Genomic DNA, 15,268 nt, shown 5'->3' with positions numbered 1-15,268 from the left:
GTCATTCCTGGCACCTTTCAACCACTAATTATCTACATCAACTAGATGTTTCGAATGAGCTTTCTGAATATGTAGAAGCGGGGAAGAGACTGCAATTTATTACCTAATAATTAGTACAAGCAGTTTATACGTCCGCTCCTGGCACAAAACCGACCGCCAGAGTCCCCACTCCGGCATTTCCTCACCCCATTCCACACCCCAGCAGCGTTGGAGCGCCCCCCTGCGTTGCCTTCGGTGTGAATCCGCAAAGCGGCAGCCACAACCACCACCATAACGCCAACGCTTGGCCAACCCCCACAGCGAAACCCACTCTTTTATCTAAGAAGATTCCTAACCCAGCTGACAGATATCCCTTCCTGACGCCAATACGCGGGTTAACCCGCCGATTTACAGCAATAATCCTGTAAAAACAATCGATAAGCGAATTGTTCGCACTCGGCAAGTAGCGTCTATCCTTTCGCTATGGGCGCCTGCCGCCCATCGTTCGCTGCGGCTCGCGGCATGCGCGTTTCTGGCTGTACGGGTTTCGGTTTATTCCATCGCGCGCCTCCATTCATCATGTTGAATTTCACAGCAATCTCTCAGCAACAAGGAGTGTTTATATGGCTTACGTCATTACCGACCGAGAAAAACTGCAAGCGATTTGGGAGGCCGCCAAAGCCGGCGATTGGCCGGCCGTGTATGCCGCCTCCGTCGATGCGCTCACCGATCCCAACCATGCCAATCAACCTATTCAGGGCGTGGACATCGCGGTGTATACCTGGATCAAAGGCGCCTATGGCGTGAACTCGAATCAGGGGGCGTTTGCCCATTACATTCGCGACCAAACCAAGCTGCAGTATGAGCTGCGCACCGGGCATGTGCCCGATGACTGGGAAACGCGCATTCAAAATGCCTCCGACAACATCGCCAAGAACTTCGCCAAGACGCTGTTTGGCGTCGATCTGAGCAGCGATCCCAACGCGCCGCTGCCGGATGCCCCGCCCACCAGCGCCAAAGTGCCGGATATTCACGAGGTCGGCCTGATTGACGCCGGCGCGGCGGCGTCCGAGGTGTTCACCGATGCTTCCTCGACCGGCGCCCCCAACTATTCCCCCTGGGCCGGCACCACGCTGTTCTCTTATTTAGGCGATACCTCGTTCTTTACCGAATGGGTGGCCACCAACGACACCTCGCCTTTTAAGGTCGAAAGCGGCACCTACGATTTGATTGCGGCGGCGCAGGTCTCCATGCAGATGAAAAACCTCAGCTACGTGGTTGAAACGCTGCTGGCGGGCGAAGTACCCACCTATTTGACCACCCTCGGCATTGGCCACGAGACCATCCGCCTCGCCGCCGAAGCGGCGCGTGATTTCTACACCGAATCCTACGGCAGCAGCGTGACCGGCGGCGGCAGCCTCATTCCCGGCAAGCTGGATATCGGCTCGGCGATTTTCAACGACATTGCCGACGTGCTGTCCACGCCGAATCTGTACCGCGTCGGTACGCTGTATGACGACGATTTCACGCTGGCGTTCGGCAATATCGCCGTCAACACCGGTAGCGGCGACGACACCATCAGCGTGCCACGCGGCTGGCAAAACAATGCCGGCAACTACGGCTGGACGGTCATCGACGGCGGCAGCGGCCATGATACGGTCGATTATTCCAGCCTGTCGCACGGGGTAAACCTGAAGTTTGACGCCCAGGGCAGCTATGGCGGGCGCGGAGTGATCGAGAAAAACGGCATCGGGCTGTATGGCTTTAAGGACGGGCTGTACAACATCGAGGCGGTGAAGCTGACGGACTTTAAGGATAACGTCACCTTTAACGATCGGGTGCTGACGCCGGCCAACGGTCTGGAGGTCAACCTGGGCAAAGGCTCCAGCGAGATTCGCTTCGAGCACGGCTATACCACTGCGCCGGGTGGGAGCGCGCCGCAGGATTATCTCGGCGTGAACCTGAGCATGCTGTCCAACGATGTGCCCTTCCCCAACAGCCTGCTGAATATTCCCGTAAAGCAGACTCACAATATCTACATCGACGACAGCTTCGAGCTGGGCTTTTTACAGGCCTCTTCCCTGTCTATCGATAACCACCTGCTGGCCTTCGGCACCGAAGGCTCAAACAGCAGCTTCTCGCTGAACTACAACGCGCAAACCCATACGCAGGATCTGTCGATATTCATGCAGGGTGAAAGCGCGCTCAATCAACACGTCGTCAATATCTACAATTGGGCGCAAGGCGACTTCGGCATCACGCTCGAGCAGCCGGCCATTCAGCTCGTCGGCTTGCAAACCGTTACGCCGCAAGAGCTCGCGGCCGCCTAAGCGAAGCCCGCCGGGTTTACCGGCGGGCTGTTTTCCTTCAGCGCGGCGGCTCAGGCCCCATCCCGCTCCGCAACCCGCGCCATCAACGCTCCCAGCAGCGCCAGGTCGACCAGCAACGCCAGCGCGAAACAGCTTCCTCTCGCGCCCGGCGCGGCGTAGGTTTGAATCAGCAACGCGGCAACCACCACGGCCACGATGCTCACCACCATCGCCAGCCGGCACGCCACGGCGAACGCCGCTTTCTCCCCCACCGCCGTGCGGTAGGCCACGCCCTGCCCCAGGCCGCCGAGGGCGATGCCCGCCAGCAGGGCCGGCCAATCATGGCCGCCGAACAGCATCAGCAGCGTCAATAGCCACCCCGCCGCCGCCAGCAAAAAACCGTAGCGGAGCACAGCCAGCGCAGGCCGCTTCCGCAGCGGCTGCCAGCGGGCCAGCGCGGCGGCGCCGAGAAACGCCAGCGCCAATGCCGTTAGCAGCATCAGCGTTGCGCCGATGTTCAGCAAGCTTTCGGTCTTCAGCAGCAAGGCGCCCGCCGCGACCGGCACGCTGAGCGCCAGGGCGCTCGCCGCCGTTCCCGTGTGTTCCATTGCGCCCAGGGCGCCGTTGTTGATATAGAGGCTCATCGTTAACTCCCGACATGTGGGAATGATGAAATTAATTCATTCCCCTGTTCACATATCGCTAGCCTATCTCTTGTATAATCGTTCAGACAAACTCATAGTTTTCAGCCTTAGATGAGAATAACTCAGCCATGAAAAAACCCCGTTTGCCGCCGCTGGGCGCGCTGCGCGCCTTCCACGCCGTGGCCGGCTGCCGCAGCTTCAAGCTGGCCGCCGAGGAGCTGGGCGTCAGCGCGACGGCAGTCAGCCACCAGATCAAGCTGCTGGAGTCGGTGCTGGAATGCCGGGTGTGCGAGCGCAGCGCGCAGGGCGTCAACCTGACCGAGACCGGCGAGATCCTGTATGCCGGCACCCAGCGCGCCTTTGCCGCGCTGGAGCAGTCCGTCGCCCAAATCACCCGCGCCCAACAGCCGCCGGCACTGACCGTCACCACCACCTCCAATTTTCTCACCCACTGGCTGGTGCCGCGCCTGGCGGATTTCAAGGCGGAGTTTCCCGCCATCGATCTGCGCCTGCACACCAGCGTCGAGCGCGTCGATCTCAACCAGCGCACCGTGGACGTCGCCATCCGCTACCGCGAAACGCCGGAAAGCGATCTGCACTGCACCCTGCTGCATGCGGATCGCTTTATCGTGGTGGCCAGCCCGGCGCTGGCGCTGGAGCGCAGCGAGGATTTGCAGCGGGTAACGCTGTTTCACGTGGAACATCGGCAGGTGCCCGCCGACGCGCCGACCTGGGAAAACTGGCGGCGGCGCTACGGGCCGGAAGGGTTGAACGTGGAAGCCGGGCTGACCTTCAGCGACGAGACGCATGCGCTGCAGGCGGCGGTGGCGGGCCAGGGGGTGGTGATCGCCAGCCGGCTGCTGGCGCGCGATTTGTTGCAGCGCGGCGTGCTGGCCGCGCCGTTCGAGATGTCGTTACCCGGCGCCAACTATTACCTGGTGACTACCGAAGAAACCGCGCAGCGCCCCGATATCATTGCGCTGCGCGAATGGTTGCTGCGGCAAATGACAGCAGGCTAACGGCGCTCGGGGGCGATCTCCCCCAGGCGGATCGCCACGCCGATCGCCTGCGCGGTGGTGGCGGCGCCAAGGCGTTGGCGAATGCGGCGCAGGTGGTTTTCCACCGTCCGTTCAGACAGGCCGAGCATCGCGGCGATATCCGCCTGCCGCCGGCCGATGGCGGTCCAGCTCAGCACCTCGCGCTCGCGCGCCGACAGCCGGCCCTCTCCCTCGCCGGCCGCCGGTGCGAACAGCCGCCGCGCCGCCTGAAAGGCCGCCGTGCCCACCAGCGACAGCGCCAGCCGCACCGGCGGCGAAGCGTCGATGCGCTCGCCCCCCAGGCTGACGGCGCCCTCCAAACCGGCCGGGCCGAACACCGGGATCTGCACGCCGTGCAGGCCCGCGCCGCGCGGCGTGCGCACAATCCGGTAGCGTTCACCCTGCTGCGCCCGGGTCTTGGTCCAGAAAAACGGCTCGCTGACCCGCAGCATGTGCCGGGTCACCGGGCAGTGCCGCACGTAGGTCAGGGCATCGACGGCCTCGCCGTCGCCGAACCAGTCGCCCTCGACCCAATAGATATGCTCGATCCCCGCCTCCGCCGCGGCGGAAGCGGAAAACAGCACAAAGCGATCGAAGCCGAACGGCGCGGCAAAGGCGCGAACTCGCCCCTGAATGACGGACAGGGTTCGCTCGTGGTCCATCGCCAGCGCCGTCTGGAAAGCGCGCTGCGCGATCTCGTCGCTCATCGCGCGGCGACGTCGGCCAACAGCGTCTCCGCTGCCAGCTTGCCGAGGTTGTTGGAGGCCAGCGGGCTGTCGCCGGTCAGCAGGCGCCGATCTTTATGCACCTTGCCGGTGATGTCGCCGTTGACGATCTTGACGCCCCGCTCGCGCAGGCGTTCGCCCACCAGCCAGGGCATCGGGCCGGGGATGTAGCCGATGTCGATGTTGGCGCCGGTATCGAGCGAGTCCGGGAACACGCACATCTCATAGCCGCGATAGAGGAAATCCTCTTTGCGCTCGCCGATGCCCGCCGCCAGCAGGCCCGCCGGCCCGTGGCACAGCGAAATCACGTAGCGATCGTTGTCGTGCGCCCAGTGCAGGGTCTTTTTCACCTCTTCGCTGAACGGAATATCATTCAGCACGCCGTGGCCGCCGGGGATGAAAACGCCGAGGTAGTTGCCGCCATCCAGATCCTTCACCACCTCCGTCAGCTTTTTCGGCTGCTTGAGTTGGCTGCGGTACTTCTCATAGGTGGCCTTGACCGCTTCGTCTTCCTGCGGGAACGCCCACATCTCCAGCTTCACCGGATCGCCGGACGGCGTGGCGATGTCGATCTCGAAACCGGCCAGATCCAGGTGATACATCGGCAACAGCATCTCGACCGGGTGGTTGCCGGTGGAGAAGAATTTGCCGTTTTGCATCAGCAGGTAGCGCTCCTGCGAGGCGATCATCAGCACCTTCCACTTGCCGCCGCGATAGGCGTTCGGGTAGCTGGCGCCCGCAAAGTCGGTTTTGGACGAGGTGTACTGGCTGAGGGAGTAAGGCGATGGGAAGAACGCGTTGTCTTCCGCCACATCCGGGGTGGGATTACGATCGTTGGACACTGAATCAGTCATGATTATCTCCATATTCACCGTTACGTTGCCCTTTCAGCTTAAATAACCGCCGGCGGGGCCGCAATGAGGGATATCCCTCAAGCAATCTTTGCAGCCGAAACTCAGGCGAGATTGCGCAGAGCGATAATAAAGGTTTCTTCGCCGGCGCCCTGGTATTCATAGCGGCACTTTCTTACCGGCACCCGAAAATAGCGTTCCAGGATATCTTCCCGCAGCACAGCGCTTTTAACGCCAAACAACGACTGCCGTTTTGTCATCAGTAAACACTTGTCGGAGATGCGTTCGGCGTAATTGAGGAAATGCGTATTCAGCACGATCGTCATCTGCCGCTCTTTGGCGAGGCGCCAGAGCATCTCGATCATTTTTGCCTGATTGTAAAAATCCAGGTTCGACTCCGGCTCATCAAGGATCATGACGTCAGGATCTGCCATCAGCGCCTTGGCGAAATAACACATCTGCAGTTCACCGCCGCTGATCTGATCGATGCTTTTCTGCGCCAACGGGCCGATTTCCAGAGATTGCAGCACCGCCTGCGCCCTGGCGAAATCGTGCTTTCCCGGCCGGGCAAACAGTCCGGCCTGACGAACGCAGCCGAAAGTGACAAAATCGAGTACGCCATAGGAAAAATGTGGCGCCTTCGCCTGCGGCACATAGGCCAGGCGCGCCTCTCGATTATCGACACGGCCGATCTCGCACCAGCCGGCGCTGGGCCGACACAGGCCCGCAATATTTCTCAGCAGCGTGGTTTTGCCGGCGCCGTTCGGGCCCAGCACGCTGAGGATCTCGCCGCGCTTAAGCTCGAAGCTGACGTTGTCGAAAATGGGCTCCCGCCCTTTGAAACCAAAGGATAGTCGGCTAGCGGTGATCATATCGATTGCCCATAATAAAAAGCGTGGCGAAAAGCGGCGCACCGATCAGCGCGGTCAGGATGCCGATCGGGATTTCTGCGTAGGTGGCGCCTCTGGCGATATTGTCTATCACCAGCAAAAACAACGCCCCGCTCAGCGCCGAGACCGGGATCAGGCGGCCGTGGTTATACCCCAGCACGCTTCTCACCAGATGCGGGATCACCAAGCCGACCCATCCCACCACGCCGGCCAAGCTTACCGAAGCGGAAACCAGCAAGGAGGCGGCGATCAGCAGCAGGATCTTCAACCGGGGCGGATTCAGGCCGGCAATGCGCGCCTCGTCGTCCCCCAGCGAGAGAATGTTCATTTTCCACCTGAGCCGATAGATTGTCAGGTAACACGCCGCAAACAGCGGGATTAGCCAATAGACCTGCGCTTTCGCCACCGAAGCGAAGCTGCCCATCAGCCAGAAGACGATCGCCGGCAAGGTATCCTGCGGATCGGCGACATATTTTATGACCGAGACAAACGCGATAAACAACGACGCGATAATCATGCCGGACAGGATCGTCGTCAGCGCATCCTGCCGACGTTTCAGGCGGCAGATGCCGAGCACCAACAGCAAGCTCACCACGCCGAAAAGAAACGACAGCATGGCACTCAGAGCAAAAGGCAAACTCAATAAAATGCCCAGCGCAGCGCCAAAGGCGGAGGCGGAAGAGGTGCCCAGCACGTCCGGGCTGGCTAACGCGTTTTTCAGCACCGCCTGAAAGGTCGCGCCGGCGACCGCCAACCCACCGCCCACCAGCATCACCGCCACCACCCGCGGCGCGCGCAGGTTAAAAATCACCGAATAGCGGGTCGGGTTTTCCCCCGGCATGTTCCCCTGCCACAAAATCTGCATCACATCGTGGGCCGACAAGGCGTAGCGGCCGGCAAACAGTGATGCGACGGCGGCCACACACAAGGCCAAAAACAGCCCCGCCAGGATCGCCACATATTTTCCTCTGCCCGGCATCCCCAAGCTCCCCCCATTAAATGAATGCTATTCAACCGTGGCACTAGCGCTGTGCCAGCACCTCATCCAGCAACCGGTCCGGGATCGCATAAGAGAACATCGTCTGATAATAGCGGCGCGTCTCCTCCCGCAGCGTTTTGTCGCTAATGTCTTCAGGGGCATACCGGTTGATCATAAACAGCGGCAGCAGTGACGTTTCCGCCGACAGGCCCCCCCAGTTATGAATGCCCACCGGCGTCGAGAAAACCTTGCCGTTTTTTACCGCCCTGAGCGTTTCCCAGGCCTGGCCGGGGATCCCCCCGTGCAGCAGCGCTTTGGCGCTGCCGAAAACCACGAAAATCACATCCGGGTCCCAGGCCATGATCTGCTCCATCGAAACGGTGATGTACCTGCCGGCATCCCCCTTCACCGGCAAATCCCCGGCGACGTTGTCCATGCCGGCCATTTTCAGGTAGGTATCGCCGTAGGTATGCGGGCCACTCACCTTCAGCTGCCTGCCGTCACTTTCTTCGAGATACAACGCCCTGACGTGCTGCGCATGGATGGCTGCGGCATAGGGGCGGATCTGCTTCAGGGTCTTTTCCCAGGCGTCTTTGAATTTGTGCGTGCGCGGCAGGCCGAGCGTGTCGGCGAAAGTGTTTTCCCAATACACCTGGGTGGCCATCGGCTGGTATTTTGTCTTCCCACCGGCATCCAGATCGACGGTCATCACGCCCGCCCTTTCCAGCCGATCGTCCTGGCTTTTGCCGTAGTAATAAATAATGTCGGGCCGTAGATTCATTAACGATTCCATGTTGACCCGGTAGTCCTTATTGATGAAGGCGGAGGTGATCCTGCCGATGTCAGGCTTCATGTCCTCCAATACATGCCTATCGGCATGCATGAACGCCCAGGGCCCCACGCCGACGACGTGCCGGTAGGCCGCCTCGTTCGCCAGGATCACGCCGAAGGGGCAGTTGCCGGTGATGACGATCCGCGGATAGCTGCCGGGCAGCGTTTGCGCCGCCACGCTTTGTGGCGGTTCGGCCGCCGCCGGCTGGCCGGCGGTGGCGCAAGGCGCGGTCGGCAAGGCGAATATTGCCAGCAGAGCGGTGGCGATAAATTTCACTGTGACGCACATGGTGCCTCCTGTGCGCACGCTCGGCGGCGCGCGTCGATGGGCTGTATTAGGCCGACGCGGCGATGCCGGCGGCCATGATGGTGATCCCGGCCACAAACACGATTGCCGTGGTGGCGACCGCGCCGCCGCCGACCAACGCGGCGGTTTTTCCTGTGGAAAGGTCTTTTCGTTGCAGGAAAGAGAGCTGCGACAGAGGAATGATTTTTCCGCTGTCGGCAACCAAGTCTTTCGGTTCAACCTTCGCCACCGTCAGCTCGCCGCCGCTGCCGTCCTTCAGACCATATTTCAACTGGTCGCCGACATAGACCGGCGGCTGCAGCAGGTAATATTGGCTATTGAGCCCCGTCTCTTTTTGTTGCAACGCCACGTCGTGGTAGGTCGTGCAGCCGGCAAGGGAAAACGCCGCCATCCCGATAACCAACGGCACTAATGGGATAAATCGCATGGGAAACCTCGTGCTTCTATTTGCTGGTTTTTAACGTAACGGCGGACTTGAAGCGCATATAGCTCACGACCAGAGAAAGGAACGAGAATGCCGCCCCCGCCATTAAACTGATATTCGTCGCTTGCGCGCCCCGCATATTGAAGAAAATCGCCACTAACGCCGAACCGACGATTTGCCCAATCAGCCGGGAACTGCCCAACAGGCCGCTGGCGATGCTGCTGTTTTCATGGGAGACCGACGTCATGATCAGCAGGTTGTTCGGTGATTGAAACAGGCCAAAACCGATGCCGCACAGCGCCACGCGCCATACGATCGCCCCATTCGACGGATCGCTGGGCAGATTGGCCATCAGCAGCATGCCTGCCAGCAGACAGGCGAGGCCCGAGAGGGCAACAAGATTGGGATCGTATTTCTTGGCCAAATCGCCGGAAATTAGCGAAGATGCCATGGTGGCCAGCGGCCAGGCGGTCAGCAACAGACCGATATCCACCACGTTTCTTTGCAGGACATTGTGGAAATAGAAAGGCAGCGATACAAAAGCCAAAAGCTGGGTGCTGTAGGACAGCATCGACATCAGCAAAGACAATGACAGCGTCGGGTTATGCAGCATCGCGATCGGGATCAGCGCGGCGTTGGCCTTTCTTTTCTGATTGATATACAGCAACCCGGCCAGCCCGGCGAATACCGCAAAGCTCAGCGCCGCCGCCGGCAGATGGTGGGTGGTCATGCTCATGGTACTGAGCGAGAAAGCGATGAACAGCACAAACACCAACAGGGCCCCCCCGCTGTCGAATCCAACGCTGCGCCGCTCGCGGGGGGCCAGGAAGATCAGGCTCAACAACAGCGACAGGCAGGCGATGGGAACATTGATGGTAAACAGCCAGTTCCAGCTCGTTTGAGAAAGTATCGCCGAGGCGATGGAGGGCCCGGCGGCGGCGGAAACCGACACCACCATTACGTTTATGCCCAGGCCGCGCCCCAGCAGCCTTTCCGGGTATATCTCCTTGATCAGCGCCGCATTGACGCTGAGCACCGCCGCCGCACCGAAGCCCTGTATCACCCGGAATGCCGTCAGCATCGACAGCGTCGCGGAAAGCGCGCAGCCCAAGGATGAAAAAGCGAACAGCACCACCCCGGCTATAAAGATCTTTTTATTGCCCACCGCGCGGCCCAGCGCCGCGAAGGGCATCAAAGAGGCAACGACGGCAAACTGGTAGGCATTAATAATCATGATGGAGGCCGATTCGGAGACGCCGAAATCTTTGGCGATCACCGGCAGTGCCACGTTGGCGATGGTACTGTCGAGCATGGCGATGACCGTGCTTAACGAGACCGCGAGAACGGCGAATATATTTAATGTCTCTTTTTCCTGGTGTTTAAAAGTCATGTTAACGCTCCAAAAACGTGAGTGGCTTCATGCCGGCGGCAAAGACCCCGTTTTTTATCCGTTTTAGTAATTACGTTATAACATATCAATTAAAGAGGAGAATAAATCTCATTTGAAATATTAGATTAAATAGTGTGTCAAAATAAGAATTAACAAATACAAAACAAATGAATAGCAATACGAACATTCAATAAACAAAATAAATGCAGTATAAAAAGCCAGTGAATTTAAGGAATGACATTAAAAGTAACAGCCGCTAACAGACAACCCCGCCGACGCACGGAATTGTTATGTTATAACAAAAACACCCTTTCCTTTTATGCTGGTTACCCTTATGGCTAAGACGGACCTTTTGAACACCCGGTTATCTCGCCGCAGAATGATGTTGGCAGGGTTGGCGGCCCTGGCGCTGAACGGCGCCGTTTCCCCGCTGGCTCACGCCCACGGCCTGCCACGCCCCAAAAAGCAGAACGGCCCTCACGGGGCGCGAAAAAGATTCCTGGTCATGTTGGATCCCGGTCATGGCGGCATCGACTCCGGAGCCATTGGCCACACCGGTTCGCTGGAAAAACATGTCGTTCTGGAGATCGCCAGAAATGTGCGTGCACAGCTCGATCGACACGGCATCGATGCCCGCCTGACGCGCGACAGCGACGTTTTTATCCCGCTTTACGATCGGGTGGAGATCGCGCACCGGCATGGCGCGGATCTTTTCATGTCCATCCACGCCGACGGCTTTACCTGCCCCAGCGCCTGCGGCGCGTCGGTCTTTGCGCTTTCCAATAAAGGCGCCAGCAGCGCGATGGCGAAATACTTATCGAACAGTGAAAACGCGGCGGACGATCTCGCCGGCCCTAACGTCATCAAGAAAGACCGCTATTTGCAGAAGATACTGTTTGATTTGGAGCAGACGGAAACGATCAAAGAGAGCCTGGCGCTGGGCTCGCACCTGATTCAACATATTGCGCCCATCCATCATCTGCATGCCAAAAATACCGAACAGGCGGCCTTCGTGGTCTTAAAGTCCCCGTATATTCCTTCCGTCTTGGTGGAAACCTCTTTCATCACCAACCCTGAGGAAGAAAGGCTGCTCGGCACCCCCGCCTTCAGAAATAAAATTGCCACGGCGATCGCTCAGGGGATCGTCAGCTACTTTAAACGCGAAACGCACGCTTAAGCTTCGCCGGGGCGGCAAGCTCACGGGCTTGCCGCGCACAGGGACGGTGCCATCATGATAAAACGCAATCCTCGTAATTTTTCGGCGGGCATGCTTTTCCCCCTGCTGGCCTTGTTGCCGTGCGGCGCCTCCGCCGTGTCGTTGACGGGATCGCAGCAAAACAGCCTGAATTTCTACGGCACGATTATCGCCAGACGCTACAGCGGCCAAAACGAACGCGACGACGGCGACCGCAGCTACCTCTATTTCGGCCTGATAGGCAAAAAAAAGATCGCGCCGCGCTGGCAGGCCTACGCCCACTGGGAATATACCGTCAGCTTCGCCGACGCGACGCGCAACAGCACCCGGCTCGCCTATATCGGCGTGCAAAACGCCGCCCTGGGCAGCCTCGATATCGGCCGCAACTGGGGCGTGCTTTATGATGTGACCGCCCTGACCGATCGCTCTCCGCTGTTTAGAGAGATGGCCTACAACTATATCGACAACTTTATGCGCGGCCGGGCGCATAACCTGCTCACCTACCGCCAAACTTTCAGCCTGTTTCAGCGGCGCGCCGCCCTCGCGCTGCAATACCAGTTCAAAGACGGCGACGAACGGCAAGCGCCGGGCAAACAAAACGGCAACGGATTCGGTGCCTCGTTCCGTTATGCGCTGATGCCGACGCTCAGCCTCATCGCCGCCGCCTCGGCGTCTCAAACCACGCAGCGGCAGCAACACGCCGCCGGTTATCGCCGGCGCATCGACACGCTGGCCGAAGGGGTTCTCTATGCGTCGAAAAAAATCTATCTTGCGGCCGTGTTCACCCAAAGCGACAACGCCATCAGCCCGCAACAAACCGCTAACCGCGGCTCGGCGTCAAGTTATGAAGCGCTCGCCAAATATCGGCTGACGGACCATATTCAACCCAACATCGGCTATACCCGCTTGATACAGGCCCGGGCAGGCCGGAACACGGACTTATTGAACTATGAGGAGTTGGGGGTCACCTGGTTGCTCAACGGCAATATGCAGGTGTTCATTAACTATGAATTCAATAACCTTTCGCAGCACACGCCCGGCGTCGATGCGTCGGACAAGCTCGATATGGGCATCAGCTATCATTGGTGATCCGCTCTCCCGCAGCCAATAAAAAGCCCCGCCCGGTAAGGGGCGAGGCTCGCGACGCGTTGAGTCTTTAGCTGTTCACGAACGCCAGCAGATCGGCGTTGACCTGATCGGCATGGGTGGTCGGGATGCCGTGCGGCGCGCCCTTATAGGTATGGAGCGTGCCGTTTTGCACCAGCTTGGCCGACAGCACGCCGGAGTCCTGATAAGGCACCACCTGATCGTCGTCGCCGTGGATCACCAGCACCGGAATGGCAATCTTCTTGAGATCCTCGGTGAAATCGGTCTGCGAGAAGGCGACAATGCCGTCGTAGTGCGCCTTGGCGCCGCCCATCATGCCCTGGCGCCACCAGTTCCAGATAATCGCCTCAGAGGGTTTGGCGCCTGGGCGGTTATAGCCGTAGAACGGGCCGGCGGGAACGTCGTAATAGAACTGTGCCCGGTTGGCGGCCAGCTGCGCCTGGAAATCATCGAACACCGCTTTGGGGGTGCCCTGCGGATTGGCGTCGGTTTTTACCATCAGCGGCGGCACCGCGCTGATCAGCACCGCTTTGGACACCTTGTCCTCGGCGTGGCGCACGATATAGCGCACCACTTCGCCGCCGCCCGTCGAGTGGCCCACGTGCATCGCGCCCTGCACGCCGAGGTGTTTTACCACCGCGGCGACGTCATCGGCGTAGTGGTCCATGTCGTGCCCTTCCGACACCTGGCTGGAGCGGCCGTGGCCGCGGCGATCGTGCGCCACCACGCGGAACCCTTTGTTCACGAAGAACAGCATCTGGGCATCCCAGTCGTCGCTGGACAGCGGCCAGCCGTGGTGGAAGTAGATAACCTTGCCGTTTTTGGGGCCCCAATCCTTGTAGAAAATCTCGACGCCATCGCTGGTTGTTACGTAACCCATGTCGTTTCTCCCATTTACACTATGGTTAAAAAAGAAGGTTTATACTGCGCGCGGCGCCGGGATCTCTGGCTCCCTCATCCCGGTTGGCCGACGATCTTGCGTTGATCGTTTAACGAGTATAGGTTTAAAGTTCACTTTAAGGTCAATAGCGGCCCGGCAAGCGGTATTTCCCTCAGTAACGCGATCGGCATCAGGAGAATTCAAGTGCAGGGAGATGACATCCTCATGACGATGGAGCAACGGCTTGCCGCCCAGCGCCACGCCTTCCTGCGCGACGGCGCGCCGACGAGGGATCAGCGCAAGGCCGCCCTGCGCCGCCTACGGAGCGCCATTCTGGCCCAGCGCGGTGCGCTGGCGGCGGCCGTCAGCGCGGACTTCGGCCACCGCTCGCCCTACGAAACCGACATCCTGGAGATCCTGGTCACCGTGCAGGCGATCGATTACCTGCTGCGCAATCTGAAACGCTTCATGCAGCCGGAACGCCGCCACGTCGCCCTGCCGTACCAGGCCGGGCGCGCCTACGTGCAATACCAACCTAAGGGTGTGATTGGCGTCATGGCGCCGTGGAACTACCCGTTTTCGTTGACCTTCATCCCGCTGGCCACCGCCCTGGCCGCCGGCAACCGCGTGATGCTGAAACCTTCGGAGCTCACGCCGCACACCAGCCAACTCATCGAAACGATGCTGGCGGCGCTGTTTCCCGCCGATGAGGTCACTGTGGTGACCGGCGGGCCGGACGTCGGAGCCGGGTTCAGCGCACTGGCGTTCGATCATCTGGTGTTCACCGGCAGCACGGCGATCGGCCGCCAGATCATGCAGGCGGCCGGTAAAAATCTGGTGCCCTTGACGCTCGAGCTGGGCGGCAAAAGCCCCGCCGTCGTGGCGCCCGGCGCGCTCACCGCCAGAACCGTTAACAGCCTGGCGTTCGGCAAGCTGTCGAACGCGGGCCAAACCTGCATCGCACCCGATTACCTGTTGATCCATCAGGACGATGTGGAAAACTTCATCGCGCTCTACGACGCGGCGGTCAAAGCGTTTTACCCTGACGGGCCGACGAGCCATGACTACGGCGCCATCATCAACGACAGGCACTACCACCGTTTGCAGGATCTGCTCACCGACGCACAGGCGCGCGGCGCGCAAATCCATCCGGTCGGCCACCGCCCGGACTCGGCGTCTGAACGGCCGAACACGCTGGCCCCTACGCTTATCATCGGCGCCCCCGACGACAGCCGGATCATGCAAGAGGAGATCTTCGGGCCGCTGCTGTCGATACGCACCTACGCCGCCTTTGATGAAGCGCTCGACGTTATCAACGCCGGGCCGCGCCCGCTGGCGCTGTACTACTTTGGCCCAGGCGGCCCCCTGCAGGACAGGCTGCTGGCGCGCACCACCTCCGGCAACGTCAGCGTCAACGCCACCCTGCTGCATTTTGCCCAGGACGATCTGCCGTTCGGCGGCATCGGCCCCAGCGGCATGGGGGCCTATCACGGCATTGAAGGATTCCGGGCGCTGAGCCACGCCAAGGGCGTCTTTATCCAAAGTCGCTGGCACTTCACCGATCTGCTGCGCGCACCGTTCGGCAAGCTGGCAGACGCGGTGCTCAAGGTGATGTTGCGGCGTCGATAAGGCGGCGTGCTGGCTATCAATAACCCCCCATAAATCGCCGCAAGCTATCGCAATATTCACTCATTCCTATTTTATCTCTCCGCCGCCGCTG

The 15,268-nt window shown here is 60.0% G+C and carries 14 protein-coding genes and 1 pseudogene; 6 read left to right on the top strand and 9 right to left on the bottom strand.

The genetic code is table 11. The features are described 5' to 3' along the window. Positions 1 to 602 precede the first annotated feature (602 nt). Positions 603 to 2,309 carry a hemolysin gene (locus ACUXAC_RS03140; protein WP_102984405.1) on the top strand — a complete coding sequence of 569 codons (1,707 nt, stop codon included), beginning with the start codon at positions 603 to 605 and terminating at the stop codon, positions 2,307 to 2,309. A 50-nt stretch (positions 2,310 to 2,359) separates the two neighbouring features. Here ACUXAC_RS03140 and ACUXAC_RS03135 read toward each other — a convergent pair whose 3' ends face one another. Continuing rightward, entirely contained in the window at positions 2,360 to 2,932 is a 573-nt protein-coding gene (locus ACUXAC_RS03135; protein WP_421115073.1) for a hypothetical protein, read from the bottom strand. Between the two features lie 12 nt (positions 2,933 to 2,944). Here ACUXAC_RS03135 and ACUXAC_RS03130 point away from each other — a divergent pair. Both ACUXAC_RS03130 and ACUXAC_RS03125 read left to right on the top strand, forming a co-directional pair. Further along, positions 2,945 to 3,010, top strand: a pseudogene (locus ACUXAC_RS03130) (SWIM zinc finger family protein); the annotation flags it as partial. Between the two features lie 50 nt (positions 3,011 to 3,060). Then, positions 3,061 to 3,951 carry a LysR substrate-binding domain-containing protein gene (locus ACUXAC_RS03125; protein WP_421115072.1) on the top strand — a complete coding sequence of 297 codons (891 nt, stop codon included), beginning with the start codon at positions 3,061 to 3,063 and terminating at the stop codon, positions 3,949 to 3,951. On the opposite strand, the gene ACUXAC_RS03120 is transcribed toward ACUXAC_RS03125, so the two are convergent. The 7 genes from ACUXAC_RS03120 to ACUXAC_RS03090 form a co-directional block, all read right to left on the bottom strand. Then, positions 3,948 to 4,676 (bottom strand): PA1136 family autoinducer-binding transcriptional regulator, encoded by a 729-nt coding sequence (locus ACUXAC_RS03120; RefSeq protein ID WP_421115071.1) that lies wholly within the window; start codon positions 4,674 to 4,676, stop codon positions 3,948 to 3,950. The two genes, ACUXAC_RS03125 and ACUXAC_RS03120, sit on opposite strands and share 4 nt — an antisense overlap. Next, positions 4,673 to 5,548, bottom strand: a complete 876-nt coding sequence (gene hchA / locus ACUXAC_RS03115; RefSeq protein WP_063919640.1) for a glyoxalase III HchA — start codon at positions 5,546 to 5,548, stop codon at positions 4,673 to 4,675. The genes ACUXAC_RS03120 and hchA overlap by 4 nt, the downstream gene beginning before the upstream one ends. A 101-nt stretch (positions 5,549 to 5,649) precedes the next feature. Beyond that, positions 5,650 to 6,417, bottom strand: coding sequence for an ABC transporter ATP-binding protein (locus tag ACUXAC_RS03110; protein WP_060420360.1), 768 nt, complete (start codon positions 6,415 to 6,417; stop codon positions 5,650 to 5,652). Then, a complete protein-coding gene (locus ACUXAC_RS03105) occupies positions 6,404 to 7,414 on the bottom strand; it encodes a FecCD family ABC transporter permease (protein ID WP_169318599.1) in 1,011 nt (336 codons plus the stop codon). Before ACUXAC_RS03105 ends, ACUXAC_RS03110 begins: the two co-directional genes overlap by 14 nt. 43 nt (positions 7,415 to 7,457) lie before the next feature. After that, the gene (locus tag ACUXAC_RS03100; RefSeq protein ID WP_232734442.1) at positions 7,458 to 8,534 is read right to left on the bottom strand and encodes an ABC transporter substrate-binding protein; all 1,077 of its coding nucleotides are present in this window, start codon (positions 8,532 to 8,534) and stop codon (positions 7,458 to 7,460) included. 46 nt (positions 8,535 to 8,580) lie between these two features. Then, a complete protein-coding gene (locus tag ACUXAC_RS03095; protein ID WP_223182167.1) occupies positions 8,581 to 8,979 on the bottom strand; it encodes a hypothetical protein in 399 nt (132 codons plus the stop codon). Positions 8,980 to 8,995: 16 nt separating this feature from the next. Beyond that, on the bottom strand, positions 8,996 to 10,366 hold the full coding sequence (locus ACUXAC_RS03090; protein WP_060451691.1) for an MFS transporter: 1,371 nt from the start codon (positions 10,364 to 10,366) through the stop codon (positions 8,996 to 8,998). A 334-nt stretch (positions 10,367 to 10,700) separates the two neighbouring features. On the opposite strand from ACUXAC_RS03090, the gene amiA reads away from it, so the two are divergent. Continuing rightward, positions 10,701 to 11,543, top strand: coding sequence for an N-acetylmuramoyl-L-alanine amidase AmiA (gene amiA, locus ACUXAC_RS03085; RefSeq protein WP_060420869.1), 843 nt, complete (start codon positions 10,701 to 10,703; stop codon positions 11,541 to 11,543). Positions 11,544 to 11,597: 54 nt separating this feature from the next. Further along, a complete protein-coding gene (locus tag ACUXAC_RS03080) occupies positions 11,598 to 12,650 on the top strand; it encodes a porin (protein WP_387441659.1) in 1,053 nt (350 codons plus the stop codon). Positions 12,651 to 12,717: 67 nt separating this feature from the next. Here the strand turns inward: ACUXAC_RS03080 and ACUXAC_RS03075 are convergent, their stop codons facing one another. Beyond that, positions 12,718 to 13,548, bottom strand: coding sequence for an alpha/beta fold hydrolase (locus ACUXAC_RS03075; RefSeq protein ID WP_060420350.1), 831 nt, complete (start codon positions 13,546 to 13,548; stop codon positions 12,718 to 12,720). Between the two features lie 204 nt (positions 13,549 to 13,752). Between ACUXAC_RS03075 and ACUXAC_RS03070 the strand changes: the two genes are divergently transcribed. Continuing rightward, the gene (locus ACUXAC_RS03070; RefSeq protein ID WP_387441661.1) at positions 13,753 to 15,177 is read left to right on the top strand and encodes a coniferyl aldehyde dehydrogenase; all 1,425 of its coding nucleotides are present in this window, start codon (positions 13,753 to 13,755) and stop codon (positions 15,175 to 15,177) included. The last annotated feature ends 91 nt before the right edge of the window (positions 15,178 to 15,268 follow it).

The sequence above is a fragment of the Serratia sp. 121840015-1 genome, from assembly GCF_053627655.1.
This window is presented reverse-complemented; position numbering and strand designations above follow the sequence as displayed.